The organism is Hydrogenophaga defluvii (assembly GCF_042665235.1).
In the GTDB taxonomy this organism is placed as follows: domain Bacteria; phylum Pseudomonadota; class Gammaproteobacteria; order Burkholderiales; family Burkholderiaceae_C; genus Hydrogenophaga; species Hydrogenophaga defluvii_A.
Genome location: NZ_JBHTBZ010000068.1, coordinates 212,387 through 235,376, shown reverse-complemented (window position 1 = coordinate 235,376; position 22,990 = coordinate 212,387). Strand labels below are relative to the sequence as shown.

The following is a 22,990-nucleotide window of genomic DNA, read 5'->3' as shown; positions in this document are numbered from 1 at the left end:
CCCCGACGGTATGCAGCGCAGCCAGTTCTGCTCCCTCTACCGCACGTGGTGCCGCAGTCTCAAGAGCTATCTGAGGCAGACTCACCTGGCCGGGGACAAGGTATTCGTCGACTATGCTGGGCCGACCGTTCCAATCCATGATCCCGTCTCGGGCTGCGTCCTTCGGGCGCAGATATTCGTCAGCGTACTTGGAGCGTCGAACTACACCTACGCCGAGGCCCATTGGTCGCAAACGCTGCCGGACTGGATTGCCGCAAACGTGCGGATGCTGGAGTTCTTCGGAGGCGTACCCAAATTTATCGTATGCGACAACCTGAAGTCGGCAGTTACCCGAGCGAGTTTGACGGAGCCATTGGTCAATGACAGCTATCAGAACTTCGCGGCCCACTATGGCACAACAATTCAACCGGCCCGATCTCGACATCCGAAGGACAAGGCCAAGGTAGAAGGACATGTGCTGATCGTTGAGCGCTGGATACTGTTCCGGTTGCGCCGACGCGTCTTCACCAGTTTGGGTGAGCTTAATTGCGCGATTCTTGAACTCCTCGATGAGCTGAACAACCGTCCCTTTCAGAAGTTGGCAGGCAATCGGCGTAGTGCCTTTGAAAGCCTGGATGCGCCACTGCTGCGCAGCCTGCCGGCGACCTCCTATGAATACGTTGAGTTCCGTCGCGCTCGGGTGGACATGAGCAAGATGGTAAATGTGGCTGGGCGTCTGTTCTCCGCGCCGGCGCGGCTTGTGTCACAGGTCGTCGACATCCGGGTGACGGCAACACTGGTCGAACTGATCTTCGATGGCCGCCGGGTTGCGAGCCACGTTAAAACGCCAGGTGACGATCCGGTCATAGATCCGGCGCACCTGTCGCCAGCCGAACACGCGTATGGTCTTTGGACGCCTGAGCGCGAACTGCTGTGGGCCAGTGGCATTGGTCCGCAGACCACAGCATTTGTGAAACAACAGCTGGCGGCCAATGGCGGCAAAACAGCCGGTTACCGGCTCGGCATTGGAATGCGCAAGCTAAGCGCTGAATTCGGAGTAGATCGTGTCGAGGCCGCATGCACAAAAGCGATCAGCAGCGGAGCCACGTCTGTAGCCAGCCTGCGCGCGATCCTCGTGAACCGGCTGGATATGCAGGGTTCGGAAATCACCGAAGCCAATTTCGCTCACGAAAACCTGCGTGGCCCCAAGCACTATCACTGACCTCGCATTGAGAACCAGACCATGATGACAAATGACACTATCCGTAAGCTGAATGAGCTCAAGCTCTTTGGCATGGCCCATGCTTTTTCGCAGCAGATCGAATCGGCTGTGACCGGGCACCTGAGCTTCGAGGAACGAGTCGGCCTGATGGTCGATCACGAAGTGACTTATCGCGATGACAAGCGTCTTCGGAGGCTGCTGACCAATGCAAAGCTACGTGAGCCGGCTTGCATGGAAGACATCGACTACGGGGCAAAGCGCGGGCTTGAGCGATCAGTGATGGCGTCACTGGCACTGTGCAACTGGATCAGGCATGGGGTCAATGTCATCTTGACGGGCGCAACTGGGTTAGGCAAGACGTGGATCGCTTGTGCACTGGGGAACCAAGCCTGCAGGTATGGAATGACGGTCAAATTCGAGCGCGTGCCATTGCTTTTGGAGGAGCTGGCCATTGCGCACTCCGACGGCACCTTCAGAAAGCGGATTACCGCGATCGGCAAGCTCGATCTGCTGATCCTTGACGACCTGGGTATCAACACGCTTACGGCTGAGCGGCGAGCCGACCTCCTAGAGGTCGTTGAGAGTCGCTCAGGCACCAGAGCGACTGTTGTGACCAGCCAGTTGCCCGTCAAGCGCTGGCACGACTATCTTGCGGATGGAAATCCAACCGTTGCCGACGCCATCATGGACCGCGTTGTCAGCGATGCCCATCGAATCGACCTAGTTGGCGAATCGCTGCGGCCGAAGCGGCGGCGCTCGGCAAACTCATAAACCAAGGCGATGCGTAAGTCACTGCGTCCGGAGAAAGAGCGTGCCAAAAAATCGAGAAGAGCTTCCTTCGCTTTGAACACGAGTTTCCACCGCGTTGGTCGGTTGGTTCGTCGCAAGTGCCGACCGACCACCACCGTGGACAACTCTGCATCGGGTTCAACCAAGGGGCGCTTTGTCAACGAGCGATTTGCCACCATGAGCAACGCGGGCGAGACACGATACGACTGGCAGCACTACATCCCGCCGCTGCAGAGGAAGCTCGATGCGCTGCGGAACGGCGCGCCCTTCGCTGACATGCCCGAGCCGCTGCAGCGGCTGCGCAACCCGGGAGACGACCGGGTGATGGCGCAGGTGCTGGCGATAGCGCTCAGTGTAGGCCTGGACGTGGTGCAGGCCATCGAACTCGCTCTGGAGAGTGGTCCACCCGGCAAGGTGATGGAGCACGTGGTCAACGTGCTGAGCCGGCTCAATGCGCAGCCGGTGCCGCCTACGGCGGCCACTCTACTGCGGGTGGCCACGCCGCCGCTGGCGAACACGGCACGCTATGACAGTCTTCGCTCGGACGCCTTGGGCGTTACCACCGAAGGGGCCGACTATGAAGACTGATGTACTGGTCGAACTCAAGGCGCTGCGTCTGCACGGCATGGCCGGGGCGTGGGCCGATCTGGTCGAGCAAGGCGGTGGCGAGGCGGGCGGTGTGGGCATCGAGTCCTCGCGCTGGTTGATCGAGCACCTGCTGCAGGCTGAGGGTACGGACCGGGCGATGCGCTCGATCAGCCACCAGATGCACGCGGCAAAGTTCCCAGTGCATCGCGACATGGCGGGCTTTGACTTCGAGGTCTCACCTGTGGACCGCAAGCTGGTGGAGACACTGGCCACCACGGCCTTCACCGACGCGGCACACAACGTGGTGCTGGTGGGCGGGCCGGGCACAGGCAAGACGCATCTAGCAACGGCCATGGGCGTCTCGGGCATCACCCGGCACGGCAAGCGGGTGAGGTTCTACTCCACGGTGGATCTGGTCAACGCACTGGAGCAGGAGAAGGCCCAAGGCAAGGCCGGTCGGATCGCCACCAGCCTGCTGCGCATGGACTTGGTCATTCTGGACGAGCTGGGCTATCTGCCGTTCAGCCAGGCCGGCGGGGCGTTGCTGTTCCACCTGCTGAGCAAGCTGTACGAGCACACCAGCGTGATGATCACGACCAACCTGGACTTCGCCGAATGGTCAAGCGTATTCGGCGACGCGAAGATGACCACCGCGCTGCTGGACCGCCTCACGCACCACTGTCACATCGTGGAGACAGGCAACGAGTCGATCCGATTCAGTCGCAGCACGGCTGCAGCCAAGAAGCGGATCAAGGCCCGCGAGCTGGCGCGCAAAGGGATCTCTGCGCCGGCAGAGTCCGACCCATTCTGAGCACGCTCCGCGATGGGCAAGCCGCTACGGGCTAAGCCCTCCGCGTCTTGCCCATCGCCTTCAACACAACAACAAGGAGATCTCCAAACAAGGACAACCCGTACACGAATCCACAGCCGACCCTCTGAAAGTCGGCTTCCAACCCTGGCTCAATATTCAGTCGGCCCGGTGGCTCAAATTTGGATCGGCGCACACAAATAAGTCAATCCGAGAAGGTGATCCCGAATCGGAATCTGCGGTCGGTTTGAACTGGAATGACTGGTGGGTTTGGATTGGAACCGGTGACAGGTTTGGATTGGAACCGGTGACAGGTTTGGATTGGAACAGGTGGCGGGTTTGATCGGAATACGCACTCACATCACGAAGCGCTTGATGCAGAAGCTGACCACGCCCCACACCGCAACTGTCTGGACGTCTTTTGGCTCGATGTCGGGGAAGGTGGGGTTGGCGGCCTTCAGTCGAACCCGGCCTCCACGCTGCTACAACTGCTTGACCGTAAACTCCCCATCGACCACCACCACCACGATGTGGCCATGCCGAGGTTTGATGGCACTGTTCACCACCAGGGTGTCTCCGTCGTCGATACCAGCTCGCGCATAGAGGCACCGGCCACCCGCAGCAGGAAGGTCGCCTGAGGATGGGTGATGAGCAGTTGGGTCAGATCCAGCCGGTTGACCGCAAAATCCTCGGCGGGCGACGGATACCCCGCCCGCACCGCCGAACCGGCATGGGCAGCACCAAGGGGATGGCTGCCAGTGCGGTTGGCGAGGACGATTGCAAAGTACTGTTCATCCATACGGGGTATCCGCTTAGCTCCAGTACGACTACGATAGCTGGATGGACAACCAGCATATCGCACCGTTGGAGGCTGGCAAGGACTACCCGACCAACTGGAACGAATTTCTTGATTGGTTCGGGAGCGAGGAAGCCTGCCTGGCATTTTTGGAGAGGTTGCGCTGGCCCGAAGGATTCGTCTGTCCGGGCTGTGGCAGCGTAGGGGCACCCTACCGGTCCAGTCGCGTGCGGCTCATGTGCCGCGACTGTGCTCGCCAGACCACGGTGACGGCTGGCACCATCTTTGACAAGACGCGCACACCCTTGAGGGTGTGGCTGGCTGCTGCCTGGTATCTGACCAACCAGAAACAAGACGTCAGCGCGCTGGGTCTGCAGCGGGTGCTGGGTCTGGGCAGTTATGAGACAGCCTGGGCGATGCTGCACCGCTTTCGGCGGGCCATGGTTCGTCCTGAGCGCGAGCGCCTCAAGGGGCTGGTCGAGGTGGACGAAACCTATCTGGCGCTGACCGACCGTGAGAACCCGATCTCTGCTGTAGGGCGCAAGAGCAACACCAGCAAGGTCTTGGTTGCCATTGCAGTCGAGTTGCACGAACCCAAAGGGTTTGGGCGAATTCGATTGCGCCGGATCGACAATGACGCCGAGTCGTGTGTGGTGCCCTTTGTGCAAGATTCGATCGAGCCTGGCGCTCAGGTGCGTACCGACGGCTCAGCGGCCTACCGTTCGCTCACCGACTTGGGCTACGCGCACCAGCGCAGGGTGATGCTGGGTTCGGACACGCCAGCGCATGTGTCAATGGCCGGCGTGCATCGGGTGGCCGCGTTGATCAAGCGCTGGATGCTGGGCACCCACCACGGATCGGTGCAGCCTGAACACCTAGACGCCTACCTCGACGAGTTCGTGTTTCGATTCAACCGCAGGACCTCGAACTCGCGCGGCTTGCTCTTCTATCGATTGCTGCAGCAAGCCATGCAGACCGAGCCATTCACTTATGCTGACGTGGTCAAAAAGGCGCCAAGAAAAAGTTCTGGCAGATAGAATAAAGACTGATGTTTTATCCAGTATCTGCTGAGTACTGGAGCTAAGTGGATACCCCGTTCATCCATCCAGTATAAATCGGGGTGACGACAAACTCACACCACCATGTGCTCCAACTACGACTCGGTGACCAAGACGGAGCGGCTCAAGCTGCACTTCGGGGTGGAGGCGCCGCCAGGCATCAAAGGCCAGGTTTGGCCGCTGTACCACGCCCCGTTCATCCGCCGCCACCCGTATCACGACGTGGGCGATGAGGCTGTGCCGTCGCGCGAGGCGCTGGCTGGCCTGTTTGGCCTGATCCCGCACTGGGCTGGTGAAGTCGCGTTCGGCAAGCGGACCTACAACGCCCGCTCAGAGACGGTGGCGGAGAAGCCGAGCTTCCGGGACGCTTGGCGGCTGGGACAGCACTGCATCGTGCCGGTGGAGAACATCTACGAGCCCGACTGGCGCAGCGGAAGAGCCGTGCCCACCCGCATCCAGCGCAAGGACGACAAGCCCATGGGCATTGCCGGGCTGTGGGCGGTCAACCGCAAGGCCACAGGTGAAGAGGTGCTGAGCTTCACCATGCTGACCATCAATGCCGACGACCACCCGATCTTCAACCAGTTCCACAGACCGGAAGACGAGAAGCGGATGGTGGTGATCCTGCGCGAGGACCAGTACGACGAGTGGCTGGACGCACCAGCAGCGCGCTCCATGGCCTTCATGCAGCCTTACCCGGCTCAACTCCTCATGGCCACACCAGACCCGGAGCGGGGGCGCAGAAAGGCGTGACAGAGCCACAGACACCACCGCGCGTCACCCGCAAGCACCTGACCCGGCTGCGGGAGATCTACAGATACTCGGGCTGGCCTTGCCGCGACCCACTGGAGGTGGATCTGATCGTCGTCGGGCTGGTGCAGACCGAGCGGGATGACCAGGGGCGCGAGACTTTGCACCTCACACCTTCCGGAATGCAGGCGCTGGCCGACGCCCACGCCACCAACCGGGCAAACCGCAGCGCGCACGATGAGCGGGTGATGCAGGTGGCCCAGCGCATGCAGCAGGAGGGGCGTATCGCCTGGACGCAGCTGGCATTGCGCGCGCAGGTGGATGGGGTTTGGACCCAGGCCGTTCCCGACGTATTCAGCATCCGCGACACAACGGTGGAGGCGTACCTGGAGCCGGTGGTGCATGAGATCAAGGTCAGCCGGGCCGACTTGCTGGGCGACCTCAAGCGGCCCGATAAGCGGGCGGCCTATCTGGCAATGGCGTCGCAGGTGTATTACGTGTTGGGACTGAACGCCAAAGGGCACCCGATCGCCGAGGCAGACGAGGTGCCAACCGAGTGTGGAGTGAAAGAGGCCACCAGCAGCGGCTTGGAAATTGTGCGGGTGGCGCCCAAGCAGCCATTCACCGGCTTACGGTTTGATGTGTGGATGGCCCTGGCCAAGGCGGCACCACTTCAACGTGATCACGCTGAGGGGCAGGGGCTTTTGTGACAGTCTCAGCAGGGCCAACACATATTGGCGCTCTGCCAAATCGAGGTTTGATTGAAGGGGGGAAGCCCACCTCCCCCACCTTCCGCTTATATCGACCTGACTGCTGCGCATTCAGTTCTCTCCTGACAAAGTCGCAAAGCGTGCAAGAAATGACTATCTGTGTGCCATCTCCCCCTCAGCCCTCACCAACCCCGACCTCGATTGAGGCGTACCCACCACCCCGATTCTTGCGGTCCTATGGGCTCAGTTGCGCATGGGGATGACCTGCCCATACGTCGTACTTGCGCAGTCCTTGATCAAAACCCGGGTGTCCGAAACCCCTTGCGTTCGCACTGAATAAATCTTGATCTCGAGGCCTACGGCCGAGCTGCGAACGGACGGCCTACCTATAAGCGCCGCCATGGTGCTGTGATCGCAATCGAGACGTTTGGTGTCTGGTGACACGCACCCGCCATCAAGCAAACAGAACCTACAAAACCTATAGAACCTACTCCGGTGAGGTCGGTGCCGGTGACACGTACACGCCATGATGCAAACAAGACCTACAAAACCTACAGAACCTACTTTATGGAGGCCGCTGCCGGGGCGCGTGACAAGAGCCGGCCATGATGCAAATAGAACCTACAAACCTAAAGAACCTACTGCGAGGTTGGCGGTGGCGTGGCGCCGGACCGGGATCATCCAGTACGGCATCAGCCACCGTCCGTCATATCGTCAACCCAGTTCGGCCAGCAGCGCGTCGAGTTCGGCGTCACCCGTAAACACCGCCGGCGCGAAGTGCTTCGGGTTGGCGTTCACGTCCACCACGAGCAGACCGGAGAGCTCGTCATAGCCCGATTCCGTGATCACGGTGCCATCAGGGCGCTTAGCGGGGCCAACCACAATGGCCTTGAGCACAGGCAACTCGCCATAAGGCCGGTGAACCTGGATCAGCTTTGCCAACTGCGCGGAGCCCGGCCCGGGTTTCAAGTTGCCGGTGTCGTGGTCATAACCAACGCAACCCACCACCTCGCAGAAAACACTAGCGAGACCGTCGTAGTCCAGAACGCGGAGCTCGGGGGCGATGTGCCGATCGTCGTAGGTCAATTCCACCGGACTGCCCGCCATGAGGAAGATGCGCCCGGTGCTTGCGAGTGCCGCCATGGCCAATTTGGCGGTCCTCGCCAGATCATTTTCGTCAGCGACAACCAACCAACGATCCACGTCCAACTGGACCAGGTCCGCGCGAGAGACGCGCTTGCCCTTAGCGCGAGCAGAATTTGCGTGATCGGGCCTTGCGGCCTTGGCGTTGGGGCGCGAGTGTGCCGCAGACTTGCGGGCACGGCTGGGCTTTTGGGGCTTGACTGCCCCGTTCGCTGCATCGGCAGCCGACTTGTGACCAGCTTCAGTTTTGGTATTGGACATTTTTGCTTTCTTACTTGGTGATGCGCCCGTTGATCGGGCGCGGATTCAGGGAACCGTAGTGCTGGGGCGGCTTGATCGCCTCACCCCGACAGTTGAGAGTTGCGCCGTACCTCTGATGGGCGGTGTGGCGCGGGAGAGGGGAGTGTTTAAGGGCCTTACTTAGGTCTTCACCTCCTCGACACACCAGTTCTGCGCGCTGCCGGTCTTGGGTGCCTTGACCAAACGCAGGCCGCCCACGATGTGGCCCTCACGGCGGGCGAGCCAGTGACCGAGCTTGCGCACGTTGATGGTGTCGTTGCCGCCACTGGCCTCGACCAGCGCGTCACGGAAGTCGTCGTCGGGGTCGAAGCGCATCGCAGCCGGCACCACGTTGCGCAACATCACCACAGAGGCGCCATAGAGCGATTTCCAGCCCTGCAGCACCCTACCCAGCAGCAGCCTGTCCGGATCGCTCTCCAGACCCTCAAAGAGGCCCGTAGCGGGGTCGTCATAGCCCAGCCAGATCAGCGACTCGCGACACCACTTGGACCAGCCGCCGAAGCTGCCCAGGGGCGAGCACGACACCGTGGTGGCACCCGATGCCAGCCAGGCGCGAATCACGGTCAGTGCAGCCGTGACATAGCGGGTCCGCTCACTGCGCACATCAGTCAGCAGGTTGGGGCGGGCGAAGGTGCGCGCGCTGGGCATCTCGACCTTGGGGTCCAGGCGAATCACCATCGTGCGGCGCCCCATGTCGGCCATGGGCATCACGTTGTTGCCACTGCTCAAGAACAGGGCGCGAGTGCTCACGCTTGCGGTGGACGAACTGCCGAGCACACGGCCCTCGATCAGGTCACTGGTCAACGCACTGCAGAGCTTGTCGTGGGGCTTGATGTCGGTGGTCAGGTTGTCGAACTGGATCACCGCCGGCGAGCGCATCAACTGGGAGAGCAACAACTTGCCGCACTCCTCATTGCTGCCCGGAAACGATGCCTGGCTGGGGGGCTTCGGGCCGGCAAACAACGCAATCAGGTCACACAGATAGGTTTTGCCCGAGCCGGGCTGGTGCGCCGTGACGTGAAACAGCGGCGCATGGGGCAGGCTCGGGCGGACCGCTGCGGTCAGGATGGCAGACAGCGCTGCCGCCAGGTCCTGTTTCGTGGCAAACGCCACCTCCGAGAGCAGGTCTTCCAGCTCCGCGACCGCAGCGCGGGCCTCTTCGATCCCGGGGTTGGCCTCCACCGTGATCCCCTGTGCATCAAACGCGCCGTAGATGCCCGTGACCTCGTCGTAGCCAGGCGACAGGCACAAGCTGCCGTCCGGGCGCAGGTGGGGCTGACTGGCAACACCCTTGAGGGGCTTGAGGCGGGAGAGGCTGCTGCCGTTGATCAGCAGGCGGCAGACGGCTGCATTGGGGTCACAGGGCTGCCAGGCGCTGGAGCGGGTGTTAAAACGGTACCACTCGCTCATGGTGGAGAGCGCGACCTGCAGGCTCTCGATGGTCATGGCCTTGACATCGCAGCCATGGCCGTCGATGTCCTGGCGGATTTCCACCAACTTGCCGTTGCGCCGAAAGAAGCGCCCAGAGTCGGCCAGCAGAGCCTCGACGGTTGCCAGCGTCTCGCCAATCTTGCCCGGGACCACCTCGACGCGGTGCAGGCGCGTGTCAGGCGTCTGCGCCGTATGCGTGGGCGCCGCAACGGCTTCGGTGGAAGGCTCCCCGCTTTCTGCAATGGCGTCTGCCTCGGCGTCGTCCAGGCTCGCCTCCGGCCGTTCTTCGGGGGAAGCCGGGGCTTCGTCTTCCAGAATCACAACCGGCGGGTGGTCCGGCCGCGTGAAGTGGGCAATGACCTCGGCGGCCGCGTCCAGATTGGGCTGGACTTCTTCGGAGTCGCCCGGCAAATTATGCGCGGTGGCGGGCACCACGTCATCCGCGTGGAAGTCGTGGCTCATCTGGGTGTCGTCTTCAATGATCAGGTCGTTCATGTCGGTGTGAGAAATGTTTCCAATCGGGGATGGGGGTGAACGCACCGACACGGGTTCGCGCCGGGGCGTTCACTGGTTGGGCTATCGAGATGTCAGGCGGCAACCGCCATCGGTTCGTCGTTGGCGGCGCGGAAGGGCTTGCGAGTCATCGCGTACAGCCCCGTGCGCTTATCCAAGCCGCTGCGCTTGATCACCCGGCCGTCGCTCGTGGTGTGGCCCACGAAGACCATGCCCTTGATTTCGGGGAAGTAAGCGTTCGAGGTGTGCGATCCGGCCAACACCTTGGCGAGGTGGTCGTAGAGGTCAACGTCGCTCATAGTCAAGTCGCTACGCCAGTGGTTCTGCGCGAGCAACCGGACATTCATGCGCAAGACCTTGGCAATTGCAGCCCTCGACACCGGACTGCAGCGCCAACCACCAAACAGCGGTTCCTCTTCCACTTCCACCAGGCCAACGCCACGCGAGAAGAAGTAGGGCAGGTCGATTTGGTGGACGATGTGGCGAGCGCAGAACTTCCAGTCGGACTCATTGACCATCAGGTGACGCTCGGAATTCAACCAATAGATGCGGTTGTACGGCTGAACGATCAGTTCGAACTTGGGCTTTGCAGTGGCGTTGCCGGGGCAGATGTTTTCAGTCATGGATTTCCTTTCGGGGTTGGGTATAGGTAGGAGACAGCCAAGCTGTCCGGACTCAGGCACGGTTGAGGTAGTGGTGGTCATTGCTTGCGGAGGTGATGCCGAGGAGCCGGCGGATTTCGGAGACAGGCCAGGCCAGGCGCCCATGGACCCGGATGGGACGAATCGGACCGTCCTCGTAGCAGGCCCATGCACGCAAGGTCTGCTGTTTGCGGTTGAGGTGAAAGGCTGCAGTGGCGGTATCAACAGCGGTACGGGTTTCGACTTCGATCGGGGTCATGGTCTGGCAGGTAGGCATGTCTGACGGTGTTCCTGAAGGTGATGACGAACGGAAATGGCAGGGCTGCAGGCAGCCCCTTTGTGGGGTGGACTGGTGGGTTGTGGAGGAGGGTGGGAGGCTCACAGTTAAGTAAGTCATAGGTGACTTACTCAACCGCGCTGCAACCCGCATGAATGCTGGGCTTCGTGCTTAGGCTGGCACTGCTGGACGCACGAATTTTTTGACGGCGAACGAGCGCTCCAGACGCCCCAGTGCCTGGCCGATACGGTGGTTGAGCACGATGTCGCGCTTGAAGATCAGGTGGGGTTTTTCACGCTTGCCGCCGGGCAGGAAGGCGCCCACCCCGACGCGACCCCAGTGCGTGAGGTCGGCGGAGTCTTGGTATGCATTCAGCATGCCGAGCAGGGCAGCCCGCGAGGATTTGCGGACCTTGGGGTGCCGCGAGCCGTTTACATGCGTGAAGTAGGGCATCAGCTCTTTGCGGAACTTGAAGCCATGCAGGTCCGACAACGTCAGCAACCCGTGGCGGTCCAGGCCCACCATGCCCAGGCGGATCTCGAGCCGCACACAGTGCTGTTGCGACGGAAGCGCTTGTTTCTGGTCCGTGCGTTTGTAGTAGCACTTGACCTGTGCGCCGTCGTTGCGATGCCCATTGAGCAGCTGCTGATGCGCGGCCGGCACTCGGTGGTTGTAGGGCAGCGTCTTTTTGATGTTGTGGTCGTAAGCGCCCCGGAACCCACTGTTGGTGCCCTCGATGAAAGTGGGCTTGTGGCGCTTGGCAACGAACTCGGCCTTGAAAGCCGTCAGGGCCTCTTCCTGTTGCGCAGCAGGCTGTTGTTGTGCCGTGCGGACATCAATGCAGATCTCGAGTTCGTCCAGGTGGCCTGCCGGAAAGGTCTCGGCCAAGGCCTGCACGTCGGCGGCGCTGGGCTCCTGCACGGTCAGCTTGCCGGGGACCGATGGCGGCCACGTTGCTTTTCCGTTGAGCGGCGGCAGGGCAGTCTTCTGGAGGCCCACCAGCGACACGTAGTCGATGTTGGCGGTGAACTCGTACTCGGTGAGGTTGAGGGGTGGCTTTGCGGTCATTTGGTCCTTTCGTTTGAGCCGGTGCGGCACAGAAAGGACTTTCGAGGCCAACTTTAGGCCGGGAACCCATTTCAAGTTTAGAAATTATTTCGGGCGTATCTGTCCCAGAAATCGACGTGATAGATCCCAAATCTGCGTTTCCCGACACGGGACATGAACGCAAAGGCCGTCGAGTAGGGGATCGGGCGACCAGCGCGCTCCTCGAGCATCTTGCGCACAACGCGGTGAAGCTGAATGTCTTCTCGCTCTATGCCGCTGCCTTCTCTCCACCAGGGCTGTTTCTGTAGGTTTCTGTAGCGCCTGCAAGCCTCCTGCATAAACGGATCTTCTTCGCTCTGCGGCATGATTTGGTTGCGTCGACCGCCGTGGTCATGCCTGGTTGATGTCAGCCCTTGTTCGATGAATGCCTTGCGCACGTACTGGACCCAACTGGGTGACCTGCCGATCACCTTGGCCACTTCTTTGAGGGTTAATTCATGTTGAAGGGTCAGTAGTACGGTCATGGCACGCTGAAGCTCATCGACGGTCTTGGCGCTTTTGGCAAGTTCCTCAGCATGCGTTATGGCGGCAGCATAGGTGCTGTCGACTTTTTTGGTTTTCATAATTATCAAAGTTAAACTTGATGCGGTGTAAGCTTACACTGATGACATTTTTAACGGCATCCAAACAGCCGAGCGTCAATCGTCGTCGCGGCCGCGGCGCCACCGTCGGGTCGTCTCCCGTTTGTTCACCGCACCTTGATGAGCTGACAGATTACCGGGTCGGCACGTTCCGCCGTGTTCTGAGCTTTTATTCCCCAAGCCTTAAATGCCGACAAAGTGCTTTACCGAGATTGACCTGCTGACGTTTGAATGCCCGAACGATCGTGGGCAGGCATTTCTGTGGGATACAGAAGTAAACGGGCTGGGTGTGCGCACCACCCCACGGGGCAGCAAGGCATTCATCTTTCAGGGTCGCATTGGCAAAAAAACGGTTCGTAAAACGATTGGGCGTGTTGATGACCTGTCGATCGCTGAGGCAAGGACGCGGGCTTTGGAGCTTCGGGTCAGGGTTGACTGCGAATCGGAATTGACTCTGTTGCCGGGAAAGGGGAATGCCAGTGAAGTCGTTGAGTCTGGGCAGGGTGGCGTACAGCCCCTGACCATCGGTCAGTTGTGGACTTATTACAGTGAGCAAGGGCAGCCTAAAAGACGGATAGGCCATTGGCGAAACAGCAGTTTCAGTCCTGGATACATTGATGACTTGAAGCGCATGGTTTTGCCAGGTGGCGAGAGGAAAAAGCGCGGAAGCGGACAACTGAAGCCTGGCCCGTTGAGCCCTTTGACTTCCCTGGCCATCGAGGATCTTGATGAGTTCACGTTGCGTGAGTGGTACCTCGACCAATGCAAGAGAAGCCACGCACAGGCAACGCGGGCGCTTGTGATGCTGCGCGGTTTTTTGCGATGGTGTGTCGTCAAGCCAGAGTTCCATGCCGCTGCAGTCAAGGCCATGAAGGCCTCCAAGTCGCTTGTGATGTCGGCACAGCAGCCTGCTCGCAGGTCCTTCACAAATGTCATTCAGCCTTCAGAGTTACCTGCGTGGTGGGCAGCTGTGCTGGATCTGCCAGACAAAAAGGTGAGTGTTTTTCTCAGGGCGCTGGTGATGACGGGGCGTCACAGCCAGGCGATGCGCAATCTTCGGTGGAAAGACGTGCGCCTTGGGTGGGGTGACGAAGCCTATTTCAGCTGTCATCTATACAGGAGTCGAAGCGGGCTGCTGACGGAGGAGTTTGTGAGGCTCATCGAGTCACTCCCACGGGACTCAGAGTTCATCTTTTCTGGGCGTGGCAAGTCTGGTCGGATGCCTGACCCGCGCTACAGCCTCAAGAAGGCCTTTGAAAATGCCAGATTGGAGCCGAGACCTCTCGGCGCGCTTCGACGCACCTTCATCATGTTGTCAGAGATGGCCGGGCTTCCCTCAAGCGCCATCACCCAATACAGCCTAGTGCCTCCACCCGGCACCCGCGAACAAAAAACTTGGCTCAGAAGACCAGTGTTGCGTGCTCACATCTGCCACATGGAGTCGACACTCAAGAAAATATTGAGGGTCAAGTCACTGGTTTAGGGCACGGGCAACAACCAATTGGATACAGGTGATAGCCACAGCAGTCGACGGTGATCTAAGCTGTCGCCGCGTAGACCTCGTCGCTCCGACAGTTGTGAAACACGCGAAAATGGCTACGCAGCGGCTACACAAATCCCAGAAGAAATACGATCCAACCGACCGGACTCTGTTAAGTGCTTGATTTAAATGGTAGGCCGTGTTGGACTTGAACCAACGACCAAAGGATTATGAGTCCTCTGCTCTAACCAACTGAGCTAACGGCCCGCCCAAGCGCGGGATTGTAAGCGCAGCGGTTGGGCCGCTATTTGTTGTGGCTCAATGCGTTGCTGACCAGCTTGGAGGTGATGTCCACGATCTGGATCATGCGGTCATAGGCCATGCGTTGTGGGCCGATCACACCCAGCGTGCCCACCACCTGGCCGTCCACTTCGTAGGGCGCGGTCACCACCGACAGGTCTTGGTAGGGCACCACCTGGCTTTCGCCGCCGATGAAGATGCGCACGCCTTCGGCCTGCGTGGACACGTCCAGCAGGCGCATGAGCTGGGCCTTCTGCTCGAACAGGTCGAACATGCGGCGCAGGTTGCCCATGTCGCTGGAAAACTCGGTCACCGACAGCAGGTTGCGCTCACCGGCCACCACCACCTCATCGGCCGTCTGGTTGCTGCTGGGGTCGTCTTCCACGGCGGTGACCATCAGCTGGGCGATTTCGGTGCGCAACGCGTCCACCTCGTGGCGCAGGCGTTCGCGCACCGCCTCCATGGTCAAGCCCGCGTAGTGGGCGTTGAGGAAATTGGCGGCCTCTTGCAGTTGCGACTGGGTGTACACCGTCTGCGTGTGGATGACGCGGTTCTGCACCTCGCCGTCGGGCGACACGATGATGACCAGCACCCGGTGTTCGGACAGGCTCAGGAATTCGATGTGGCGGAACACCGTGCTGCGTCGGGGCGCCATGACCACGCCCACAAACTGCGACATGTTGGACAGCAGCTGCGCGGCGTGGTTGATGACCTTGTGCGGCTGATCGGCCTGCAGGCTCGCGGTCGCCATGCCGTCTTGTGCGGCCAGCTGGTCGCGGTTGACGGTGAGCATGGTGTCCACAAACAGCCGGTAGCCGCGCGCGGTGGGGATGCGCCCCGCCGACGTGTGGGGGCTGGCGATCAGGCCCAGTTCCTCCAGATCGCTCATCACGTTGCGTATGGTGGCCGGTGACAGTTCCAGCCCGGTGGCCTTGGCCAACGTGCGCGAACCCACCGGTTGCCCATCGGCGATATAGCGCTCGACCAGCGCCTTGAGCAACAACTTGGAACGGTCATCTAGCATGGAATCATTCTAAGAGCCTGTGTTGTAATTTGCGCATGATCCCGCACACGCCGCCACACCCCGCAACCAGCGCCCCAGCCGCCCCGTTGCGCTTCAAGCACGTGGCCATTGTGGGCAAATACCAGGCCCTGGGTTCGCGCGACGCGCTCGATGGCATTGCCCACTTCCTGCACGACGAGGGTTGCGATGTGGCCATGGAGCGCGACACCGCCCACAACACCGGTCTCATGCAATACGGCGCGCTGGGCGTGGAAGAAATTGGCGCCCGTTGCGACCTGGCGCTGGTGGTGGGTGGCGATGGCACCATGCTGGGCATTGCGCGCCAATTGGCCCGCTTCGGCACGCCGCTGGTGGGCATCAACCAGGGCCGGCTGGGCTTCATCACCGACGTGCCCTATGGCGAATACGCCGACAAGCTGCGCCCCATGCTGCGCGGCACCTTTGATGAAGACCGGCGCGCACTGATTGAAGCCAGCGTGTGGCGCGACGAACGCTGCGTGTTCAAGGCCACCGCACTCAACGACGTGGTCGTCAACCGTGGCCCGGCCGCCAGCATGATCGAGTTGCGTGTGGCGGTGGATGGGCGTTTTGTGGCCAACCAGCGTGCCGACGGCCTGATCATCGCCTCGCCCACCGGGTCCACCGCTTACGCGCTGTCGGCCGGCGGCCCCATGCTGCACCCCGCCATTGCGGGCTGGGTGATGGCGCCCATCGCGCCCCACACGCTGTCCAACCGCCCCATCGTGTTGCCGTCCGACGGCGAAATCAGCGTCGAGCTGGTGGCCGGCAAAGACGCCAGCGCCAACTTCGACATGCAGACCTTCACCGAGTTGACGCACGGCGACCGCATCATCGTCAAACGCTCGCCCCACCAGCTGCGGCTGTTGCACCCCACGGGCTGGAGCTATTTCGACACGCTTCGCAAGAAGCTGCACTGGAACGAAGGAGTGGCCTGAACATGGCCTTGTTGCGCATTGTTTTGTCGGATTTTGTGATCGTCCAGCGCCTGGAACTGGATTTGCGCGCCGGCTTCACCGTGTTGACGGGGGAGACGGGCGCCGGCAAGTCCATCCTCATCGATGCCCTGCAACTGGTGCTGGGCACCCGCGCCGACAGCGGCGTGGTGCGCGAAGGCGCGGCGCGCTGCGAGGTGTCGGCCGAGTTCGACATCACCCCACCCATCGCCACCTGGCTGGCCGACAACGGTTTTGACGCCGAAGACAGCCTGCTGCTGCGCCGCACGGTGGACACCCAGGGCCGCAGCAAGGCGTGGATCAACGGTGGCGCGGCCACCGCCGGGCAGCTCAAGGCCCTGGCCGACAGCCTGGTGGACATCCACGGGCAACACGCCTGGCAAAGCCTGACCCGGCCCGACGCCGTGCGCCAACTGCTCGACGCGTACGCCGGCATCGCCACCCACGCCCTGCCTGGGTTGTGGGCCGACTGGCGCGGCGCCCTCAAGGCGCTTGAAACCGCACGCAGCCAACTGGCCACACGCCAGCAAGAAAGCGAGCGCCTGAGCTGGCAGATCGGTGAAGTGGCCAAACTCGCACCAGGCGCGGACGAGTGGGAGGATCTCAACACACAACACGGCCGGTTGGCCCACGCACAAGACCTGATCGGCGCCGCCCAGGGCGCCCTGGCCGCACTGGACGACGAGGACAGCAGCGCCTTGTCGCTCATCGCCCGCGCCAGTGCACTGCTCGAACCACACGTGGGCATCGAACCCCGCTTCGCAGACGTGCTCAAGGCCCTGGAAGACGCCCAGGCCCAGCTGCAGGACAGCGTGCACAGCCTGCAGCACTACAGCCGCCACACCGAGATCGACCCCGCAGCCTTGCAGGCCCTGGACGAACGCCTGACCAGCTGGCTGTCGCTGTCGCGGCGCTACCGCTGCACACCGGAGGAACTGCCCCAACGACTGGCCGACTGGAAAGCCCAGCTGGCCGACATCGACCGCGCCAGCGACCTGGACGGTTTGCAGAAAGAAGCCACGGCGCGCGAAGCGGCTTTCATGAAAGAGGCCAAGCGCCTGTCCAAGCTGCGCCAGCAAGGTGCGGCCCGCTTGTCCGAAGCCATCACCTCGGCCATGCAAGGCCTGGGCATGCAGGGTGGCCGTTTTGAGGTGCGCCTGCTGCCACTTGAAGAGCCGCAGGCCCATGGGCTGGAGCAAGTGGAATTTCTGGTGGCAGGCCACGCCGGCAGCACGCCGCGCCCGGTGGGCAAGGTGGCCTCGGGTGGGGAACTCTCGCGCATCGCGCTGGCCATTTCCGTCACCACCAGCGAGCTGGGCGAAGCGCCCACGCTGATCTTCGACGAAGTGGATTCGGGCGTGGGCGGTGCCGTGGCGCAAACCGTGGGCCAACTCATGCAGCGCCTGGGCCGCGACCGCCAGGTGCTGGCCGTGACCCACCTGCCCCAGGTGGCCGCTTGCGCCGATCAGCACCTGCTGGTGGCCAAACGCAGCGGTGGCCAGGGCGCTGTGAGCCAGGTGCAGGCGCTGGACACCACCGAGCGTGTGCAGGAATTGGCACGCATGCTGGGCGGCAACGCCAGCTCGGGCACCTCCCTGGCGCACGCACGCGAAATGCTGGAGGCCGCTGCCAGTGTCTGACACCCACCCCACCAACAAGACCATGCAACTGGTGCTCATCACCGGCATGTCCGGCTCGGGCAAATCGGTGGCTTTGCACGCGCTGGAAGACGCTGGCTTTTACTGCGTGGACAACCTGCCGCCGGAACTGCTGGAAGCCTTTGTGGCACTGGAAAACGGCTTCCAGGCCGAACGCGTGGCCGTGGCCATGGACGTGCGCAGTGCGTCCTCTTTGCCCGGCCTGCCCAAGCGCCTGCACAACTTGCGCCAGAGTGGTGTACAGCTCACCACGGTCTTCCTGGACGCCACCACCGACACGCTGTTGCGCCGTTTTTCAGAAACCCGGCGCATGCACCCGCTGTCGCTGGCCGACGCGGCCGACCAGCAACGCGCCCTGATGGACGCCATCGAGCTCGAACGCGACCTGCTGGCCGACCTGCGTGACCGCGCCCTGGTGCTGGACACCAGCCTGCTCAAGTCGGCCGCGCTGCGCAGCCAGATCAAGGCATTGATCGACGTGCGGCCGTCGCAACTCACGCTGGTGTTCGAGTCCTTTGCGTTCAAGCGGGGTATCCCCATGGACGCCGACTTTGTGTTCGACGTGCGCATGTTGCCCAACCCGCACTACGAGCCCGAACTGCGCCCGCTCACCGGGCGCGACGCCCCGGTGGCCGACTTTTTGCGCGAACAAACCGAGGTGCTGGCCATGCGCGAACACATTTCAGGTTTTCTGCAACGCTGGTTGCCAGCCATGCAGCACGACCACCGCAGCTACGTCACCGTGGCCGTGGGTTGCACCGGCGGGCAGCACCGCTCGGTCTACATGGTCGAGACGCTGGCCGCCGAGTTCGCGCCGCACTGGGCGGTGCGCCTGCGGCACCGCGAGCTGGACTGATCAGCCCTCGGTCAGCCAGGTTCGAACCGGCGCTGGAATGCCCAGATCGGCCCATTCGGCGGCTGTGGCCCAGCGGCCTTCAGCAACACCCCAATCCAGGGGCGACATCACGTCCAGCATGGCGGGCAGCAACCGCAATTCGCGGTGGGTGAGACTGTGTTTGCGGGCGGCCTGCCAGTGCACCGCAGCCGCGTCCAGGCCCCAGCCGGACAGTGCGGCCAGTAGACCGGCCTCATCGCCAAACACCGGTGTGCAGTACAAGCCCGCCCAAATGCCACGGGGCGGACGCCGCTCCAGCCACACGGCGCCGTCGCTGCGCCGCAAGGCCAGCAGCCACCAGCTCTCGTGCCGGCGCACCAGCTTGCGTGTTTTCACCGGGTAGGCGTCAGGCGTACCACCCGCCAGCGCGCGGCAGTCGGCTGAGAGCGGGCACAACAGACATTGCGGCTGGCTGCGCGCGCACAGGCTGGCGCCCAGGTCCATCAGGCCCTGGGTGTAGGCAATCATGTCGTCGTGGCTGGCGTCGGCTGGCACCAGGGCCTGGGCCAGGGCCGACAGGGCACGCTCGTTGGCGGCCTGCGCCAGGTCGCCATCAAATCCCAGGGCGCGCGACAACACCCGTTTGACGTTGCCGTCCATGATGGAAATGCGTTCACCAAAACAGAAGGCGGCGATGGCCGCCGCGGTGGACGGACCGATGCCGGGCAAGGTTTGCAGCTCGGCCGAAGTGCGGGGAAACACGCCACCAAAACGCGCCACCACCTGTTGCGCGCAGGCGTGCAGGTTGCGCGCGCGGCTGTAGTAGCCGAGGCCGCTCCACAAAGCCATCACCTCGTCCGCTGGCGCGGCCGCCAAGTCGGACACGGTGGGGCAGCGCGCCAGAAAACGCTCGTAGTAGCCCAGCACCGTGACCACCTGCGTCTGCTGCAACATGATCTCGGAGAGCCACACGCGGTAGGGGTCGCGTGTGTGCTGCCAGGGCAGGTGGCTGCGGCCGTGGGTGCGCTGCCAGGCCACCAGGCGGGCAAACAAGGCAGGGGGCAGCCCCTGCGCGGTGGCAGAAGCCGGAACGTGCGGGCGCATCAGGCCGGTTGCTCGGGCGCTTCGACCTCGGTGCCGGGTGCTGCCTCGGGCACGGTGTCGTCCAAGAGCTGCGCACACAGCTCGGCCAGGCGTGCCTGGGTGGCGCTCAATGCAGCCGACGTCTGCGTCAGTTCGCCGATTCGGTCATCCAGCCCACTGGCGGCGGTCTGGATGCGGGTGACCGCTTCGATGCGGCGGGTGAAGTTGCGACGGCGTTCGCGCAGTTGCCCATCCAGTTGGGCGGCGGCCGACTTGTTCCAGGCCTCGACCTCGACCAGCGCGGCATCGAACACCGCTTTGAGGCGTGACATCAGCGCCCGCGCCAGCCGCTCGGCAAATTCGGGCTGGGCCAGCTTGAGGGCATTGGTCAGGCCCAGGTACTGCACATGGTTGCGCTCGATCAGCGCCAGATCGTCGCGGTAGCGCTTGAGATCGGGTGCGGCTGGCGGTTGCAGCGAAAAGCCGAACTCCACGTTCAGGCTCTTGAAGCTGTTGACCAGCATGGTCTGGATGTCTTCGCCCATTTTCTGCGAGCGCTGCAACACGTCGCGCAAGCGGTCGAAACTCTCGCCATAGGTTTTTTTTACGCCGAACTTGATGCCCGGTTTCTTCAGCGCCTCGGCCAGCTGGGCCACTTCGGTCTTGAGGGTGGTGGTGCTGAGCAGGCCAAACAGCTCGCGCAACAGTTTGAGGTGCACCGAACGCACCGCCTGAATGCGTGCACCGCTGCTGTCGAACTCGGCCTGCTCCTGTTCGATGCGCAAGCGCATCTGCCGGATCACGGTGGCGTTCTTGCCGCGCAGGCCTTCGAGTTCCTGCAGTTGTTCGACCAGCTCGCGTTCCTGGGCATGCAGCATGCGCCCGGTTTCCCGTTGCAACTCCTGAATACCGTCGGACACCACGCCTTGCAAAATGCGTTTGCGCCGGCCCAGCAAGCCCTCGCCCAGTGCCTGCTCCAGCTCGGGCAGGCGACTGGCGGCCAGGCGTTCGGGGTCTTGCTGCACCTTGGCCAGCAAGCCCTTCTGGGCCGACACGGCGATCACCTGGTCTTCGCTCAAGCCCAAGACCCGCGCCGAGCTCTCGCGCTGGCGTTGGATTTGTGCGGCGATGTACTCGGGCGTGCTGAGGTCGTCCCAGAGCGTGTCGATCTTGTTGAGTACCACCAGGCGCGAATCGATGCGTTCGGCCGCCGGTGCCAGGTGCTCGCGCCAGATGGTGAGGTCGGATTTGCTCACGCCCGCGTCGGCGGCCAGGATGAAAACCACCGCATGGGCCTGGGGCAACAGGCTCACGGTCAGCTCGGGCTCGGCGCCGATGGCGTTGAGGCCGGGGGTGTCCAGAATGACCAGCCCTTGCTTGAGCAAGGGATGCGCCATGTTGATGAGAGCGTGGCGCCAGCGCGGCACCTCGATCAGACCATCGTGCCCCGGCAAGGGGTTGTCCTCGGGGGTTTCGTCGTGCCAGAAACCCAGGGCACGCGCCCGCGCCTGGTCCACCCGCACCACCTCGGCCACCTTTTCAATGGCCTGGGCCAGTTGGGCGGGGTCGTTCACGTCGAGATCGATCCGCTCCCACTCCTGCGGGGCGCTGCGCCATTCCAAAAGCGACTGCGGCTGCAGCCGCGTCTCGATGGGGAGGAGCCGCAGGCAGGGCGCGACATCGGCGTCATAGCCCAGCTCGGTTGGGCACATGGTGGTGCGCCCGGCGCTGGCCGGCATGATGCGCCGCCCGTAACCGGCAAAAAACACCGCGTTGATGAGTTCGGACTTGCCGCGCGAGAACTCGGCCACAAAGGCCACCATGACCTTGTCTGCCTTGACCTGTGACTGCAACTGGTCGAGCCGCGCCAACACGCCGGCGTCCATCAACTCGTGCTCAGTCAGCCATTCGCTCAGTTGCTTCAGGCGCTGGGCAAACTGGCGGCGCCAGGCTCCATGCTGGTCGAATTCCTGGTTGAAGTCCATGGCGTGTCGGGCGGGCGAATCGAGGATCGGGCCAATATAGCACCGCCCCCCTTGGCGGCGCTCAGGCTTTCTGACACTGTGGGCAGAAGAAGGTGGAACGCTGCCCCTGACGCAGCGTCTTGATGGGTGTGCCACACACGCGGCAGGGCAGGCCCGCGCGGTCGTACACCATGGCATCGAGCTGGAAGTAGCCACTTTCACCGTGGGCGTTCTTGAAGTCCTTGAGCGTGCTGCCCCCCAGCGCCAAGGCACGCGACAACACCTCGCGCACAGCGGTGTGCAGGCGCGTGGCCTGCGGGCCGGTCAACAGGTGGGCTCGTTTGGTGGGCCGTATGCGGGCGGCAAACAAGGCCTCGGAGGCGTAGATGTTGCCCACCCCCACCACCACGTCGCCCGCGAGCAGCACCTGTTTGATGGGCGCGCGGCGCTTTTTGAGCGCGGCGTGAAATGGCTCCGGCGCAAAACCAGGCTCAAGCGGCTCCACACCCAGCCCACCGAGCAGCTTGGTGGCCACGGGATCGGCCTCGTCGCGAGCAAACACCACGGCACCAAATCGACGCGGGTCGTGCAACCGCAGCGTGCCACGGTCGGTCACCAGGTTGGCATGGTCGTGTTTGCCCGGAGGTGGCAAACCAACGTCAAAGCGCAGGCTGCCAGACATGCCCAGGTGCCACAACAACAGCCCATCGCTGAGATCCATCAGCAGGTATTTGCCACGGCGACGCACACCCAGAACGGTCTGATCGTGCAGCACGGTGGCATCCACACCCAAAGGCCAGCGCAAGGGCAAGCCCAGGTGCAAGCCCTGGATGCGCGCACCCGCGATGGCGGCGGCGAAACTCTGGCGCGTGACTTCGACTTCGGGGAGTTCGGGCATGGTGTGTGAGCGCCGGGTAAAGCAAGAGGCGACAAGCCCATGGGCGGGCAGGGGGTCATGACCCTTCCATTATCATGACCC

20 protein-coding genes, 1 tRNA gene and 2 pseudogenes are annotated in these 22,990 nt (G+C 62.6%); 11 read left to right on the top strand and 12 right to left on the bottom strand.

Annotated features, from left to right (window positions below; all coding sequences use genetic code 11):
- From istA to istB (ACFQU0_RS19515), 4 genes and pseudogenes are all read left to right on the top strand, one after another.
- Positions 1–1,201 (top strand): IS21 family transposase (istA, locus tag ACFQU0_RS19530; protein WP_382203543.1); only part of this gene is annotated, 1,201 nt, incomplete at its 5' end.
- A gap of 21 nt (positions 1,202–1,222) precedes the next feature.
- Entirely contained in the window at positions 1,223–1,972 is a 750-nt protein-coding gene (gene istB / locus ACFQU0_RS19525; RefSeq protein ID WP_382203541.1) for an IS21-like element helper ATPase IstB, read from the top strand.
- A gap of 183 nt (positions 1,973–2,155) precedes the next feature.
- Positions 2,156–2,578 (top strand): annotated as a pseudogene (locus ACFQU0_RS19520) (IS21 family transposase); the annotation flags it as partial.
- A complete protein-coding gene (gene istB, locus ACFQU0_RS19515; protein WP_382203539.1) occupies positions 2,568–3,389 on the top strand; it encodes an IS21-like element ISThsp19 family helper ATPase IstB in 822 nt (273 codons plus the stop codon). The pseudogene ACFQU0_RS19520 and the gene istB (ACFQU0_RS19515), both read left to right, overlap by 11 nt.
- Before the next feature lie 353 nt (positions 3,390–3,742).
- Here the strand turns inward: istB (ACFQU0_RS19515) and ACFQU0_RS19510 are convergent.
- Positions 3,743–4,118, bottom strand: a pseudogene (locus ACFQU0_RS19510) (LexA family protein); the annotation flags it as partial.
- 108 nt (positions 4,119–4,226) lie between these two features.
- Between ACFQU0_RS19510 and ACFQU0_RS19505 the strand changes: the two are divergent.
- The 3 genes from ACFQU0_RS19505 to ACFQU0_RS19495 all read left to right on the top strand — a co-directional run bounded on the left by ACFQU0_RS19505 (position 4,227) and on the right by ACFQU0_RS19495 (position 6,700).
- The gene (locus ACFQU0_RS19505; protein WP_382203537.1) at positions 4,227–5,219 is read left to right on the top strand and encodes an IS1595 family transposase; all 993 of its coding nucleotides are present in this window, start codon (positions 4,227–4,229) and stop codon (positions 5,217–5,219) included.
- A 105-nt stretch (positions 5,220–5,324) separates the two neighbouring features.
- Positions 5,325–5,993 (top strand): SOS response-associated peptidase, encoded by a 669-nt coding sequence (locus tag ACFQU0_RS19500; protein WP_382203535.1) that lies wholly within the window; start codon positions 5,325–5,327, stop codon positions 5,991–5,993.
- A 98-nt stretch (positions 5,994–6,091) separates the two neighbouring features.
- On the top strand, positions 6,092–6,700 hold the full coding sequence (locus tag ACFQU0_RS19495; RefSeq protein ID WP_382203533.1) for a hypothetical protein: 609 nt from the start codon (positions 6,092–6,094) through the stop codon (positions 6,698–6,700).
- Between the two features lie 714 nt (positions 6,701–7,414).
- Here the strand turns inward: ACFQU0_RS19495 and ACFQU0_RS19490 are convergent.
- From ACFQU0_RS19490 to ACFQU0_RS19465, 6 genes are all read right to left on the bottom strand, one after another.
- Entirely contained in the window at positions 7,415–8,104 is a 690-nt protein-coding gene (locus tag ACFQU0_RS19490) for a hypothetical protein (RefSeq protein WP_382203531.1), read from the bottom strand.
- A 159-nt stretch (positions 8,105–8,263) separates the two neighbouring features.
- On the bottom strand, positions 8,264–10,069 hold the full coding sequence (locus tag ACFQU0_RS19485) for a hypothetical protein (RefSeq protein WP_382203529.1): 1,806 nt from the start codon (positions 10,067–10,069) through the stop codon (positions 8,264–8,266).
- Positions 10,070–10,161: 92 nt separating this feature from the next.
- Positions 10,162–10,710 carry a hypothetical protein gene (locus ACFQU0_RS19480; protein WP_382203527.1) on the bottom strand — a complete coding sequence of 183 codons (549 nt, stop codon included), beginning with the start codon at positions 10,708–10,710 and terminating at the stop codon, positions 10,162–10,164.
- 52 nt (positions 10,711–10,762) lie between these two features.
- A complete protein-coding gene (locus ACFQU0_RS19475) occupies positions 10,763–10,987 on the bottom strand; it encodes a hypothetical protein (protein WP_382203525.1) in 225 nt (74 codons plus the stop codon).
- A gap of 189 nt (positions 10,988–11,176) precedes the next feature.
- A complete protein-coding gene (locus ACFQU0_RS19470) occupies positions 11,177–12,073 on the bottom strand; it encodes a hypothetical protein (RefSeq protein WP_382203523.1) in 897 nt (298 codons plus the stop codon).
- Between the two features lie 77 nt (positions 12,074–12,150).
- Positions 12,151–12,675: a helix-turn-helix domain-containing protein gene (locus ACFQU0_RS19465; protein WP_382203522.1), complete on the bottom strand. Its 525-nt coding sequence runs from the start codon at positions 12,673–12,675 to the stop codon at positions 12,151–12,153.
- Positions 12,676–12,880: 205 nt separating this feature from the next.
- Here ACFQU0_RS19465 and ACFQU0_RS19460 point away from each other — a divergent pair, with 205 nt between their 5' ends.
- On the top strand, positions 12,881–14,176 hold the full coding sequence (locus ACFQU0_RS19460; protein WP_382203520.1) for an integrase arm-type DNA-binding domain-containing protein: 1,296 nt from the start codon (positions 12,881–12,883) through the stop codon (positions 14,174–14,176).
- Between the two features lie 187 nt (positions 14,177–14,363).
- Here ACFQU0_RS19460 and ACFQU0_RS19455 read toward each other — a convergent pair.
- Both ACFQU0_RS19455 and hrcA read right to left on the bottom strand, forming a co-directional pair.
- Positions 14,364–14,440, bottom strand: a tRNA-Ile gene (locus ACFQU0_RS19455).
- A gap of 37 nt (positions 14,441–14,477) precedes the next feature.
- Positions 14,478–15,497: a heat-inducible transcriptional repressor HrcA gene (gene hrcA / locus ACFQU0_RS19450; protein ID WP_382203518.1), complete on the bottom strand. Its 1,020-nt coding sequence runs from the start codon at positions 15,495–15,497 to the stop codon at positions 14,478–14,480.
- Between the two features lie 35 nt (positions 15,498–15,532).
- Between hrcA and ACFQU0_RS19445 the strand changes: the two genes are divergently transcribed.
- Genes ACFQU0_RS19445 through rapZ form a run of 3 tightly spaced genes read left to right on the top strand, consistent with a single transcriptional unit; the run spans position 15,533 to position 18,985 of the window.
- Positions 15,533–16,453 carry an NAD kinase gene (locus tag ACFQU0_RS19445; protein ID WP_382203516.1) on the top strand — a complete coding sequence of 307 codons (921 nt, stop codon included), beginning with the start codon at positions 15,533–15,535 and terminating at the stop codon, positions 16,451–16,453.
- Positions 16,454–16,455: 2 nt separating this feature from the next.
- Positions 16,456–18,111, top strand: coding sequence for a DNA repair protein RecN (gene recN / locus ACFQU0_RS19440; RefSeq protein WP_382203514.1), 1,656 nt, complete (start codon positions 16,456–16,458; stop codon positions 18,109–18,111).
- A gap of 22 nt (positions 18,112–18,133) precedes the next feature.
- Entirely contained in the window at positions 18,134–18,985 is an 852-nt protein-coding gene (gene rapZ / locus ACFQU0_RS19435) for an RNase adapter RapZ (protein ID WP_382203563.1), read from the top strand.
- Here the strand turns inward: rapZ and mutY are convergent, their stop codons facing one another.
- The 3 genes from mutY to mutM all read right to left on the bottom strand — a co-directional run bounded on the left by mutY (position 18,986) and on the right by mutM (position 22,909).
- The gene (mutY, locus tag ACFQU0_RS19430) at positions 18,986–20,068 is read right to left on the bottom strand and encodes an A/G-specific adenine glycosylase (protein ID WP_382203512.1); all 1,083 of its coding nucleotides are present in this window, start codon (positions 20,066–20,068) and stop codon (positions 18,986–18,988) included. It abuts the gene before it with no gap.
- The gene (locus ACFQU0_RS19425; RefSeq protein ID WP_382203510.1) at positions 20,068–22,032 is read right to left on the bottom strand and encodes a dynamin family protein; all 1,965 of its coding nucleotides are present in this window, start codon (positions 22,030–22,032) and stop codon (positions 20,068–20,070) included. The genes mutY and ACFQU0_RS19425 overlap by 1 nt, the downstream gene beginning before the upstream one ends.
- 61 nt (positions 22,033–22,093) lie before the next feature.
- Complete coding sequence (gene mutM, locus ACFQU0_RS19420) at positions 22,094–22,909, bottom strand: bifunctional DNA-formamidopyrimidine glycosylase/DNA-(apurinic or apyrimidinic site) lyase (RefSeq protein ID WP_382203508.1); 816 nt, start codon at positions 22,907–22,909, stop codon at positions 22,094–22,096.
- Positions 22,910–22,990 lie beyond the last annotated feature (81 nt).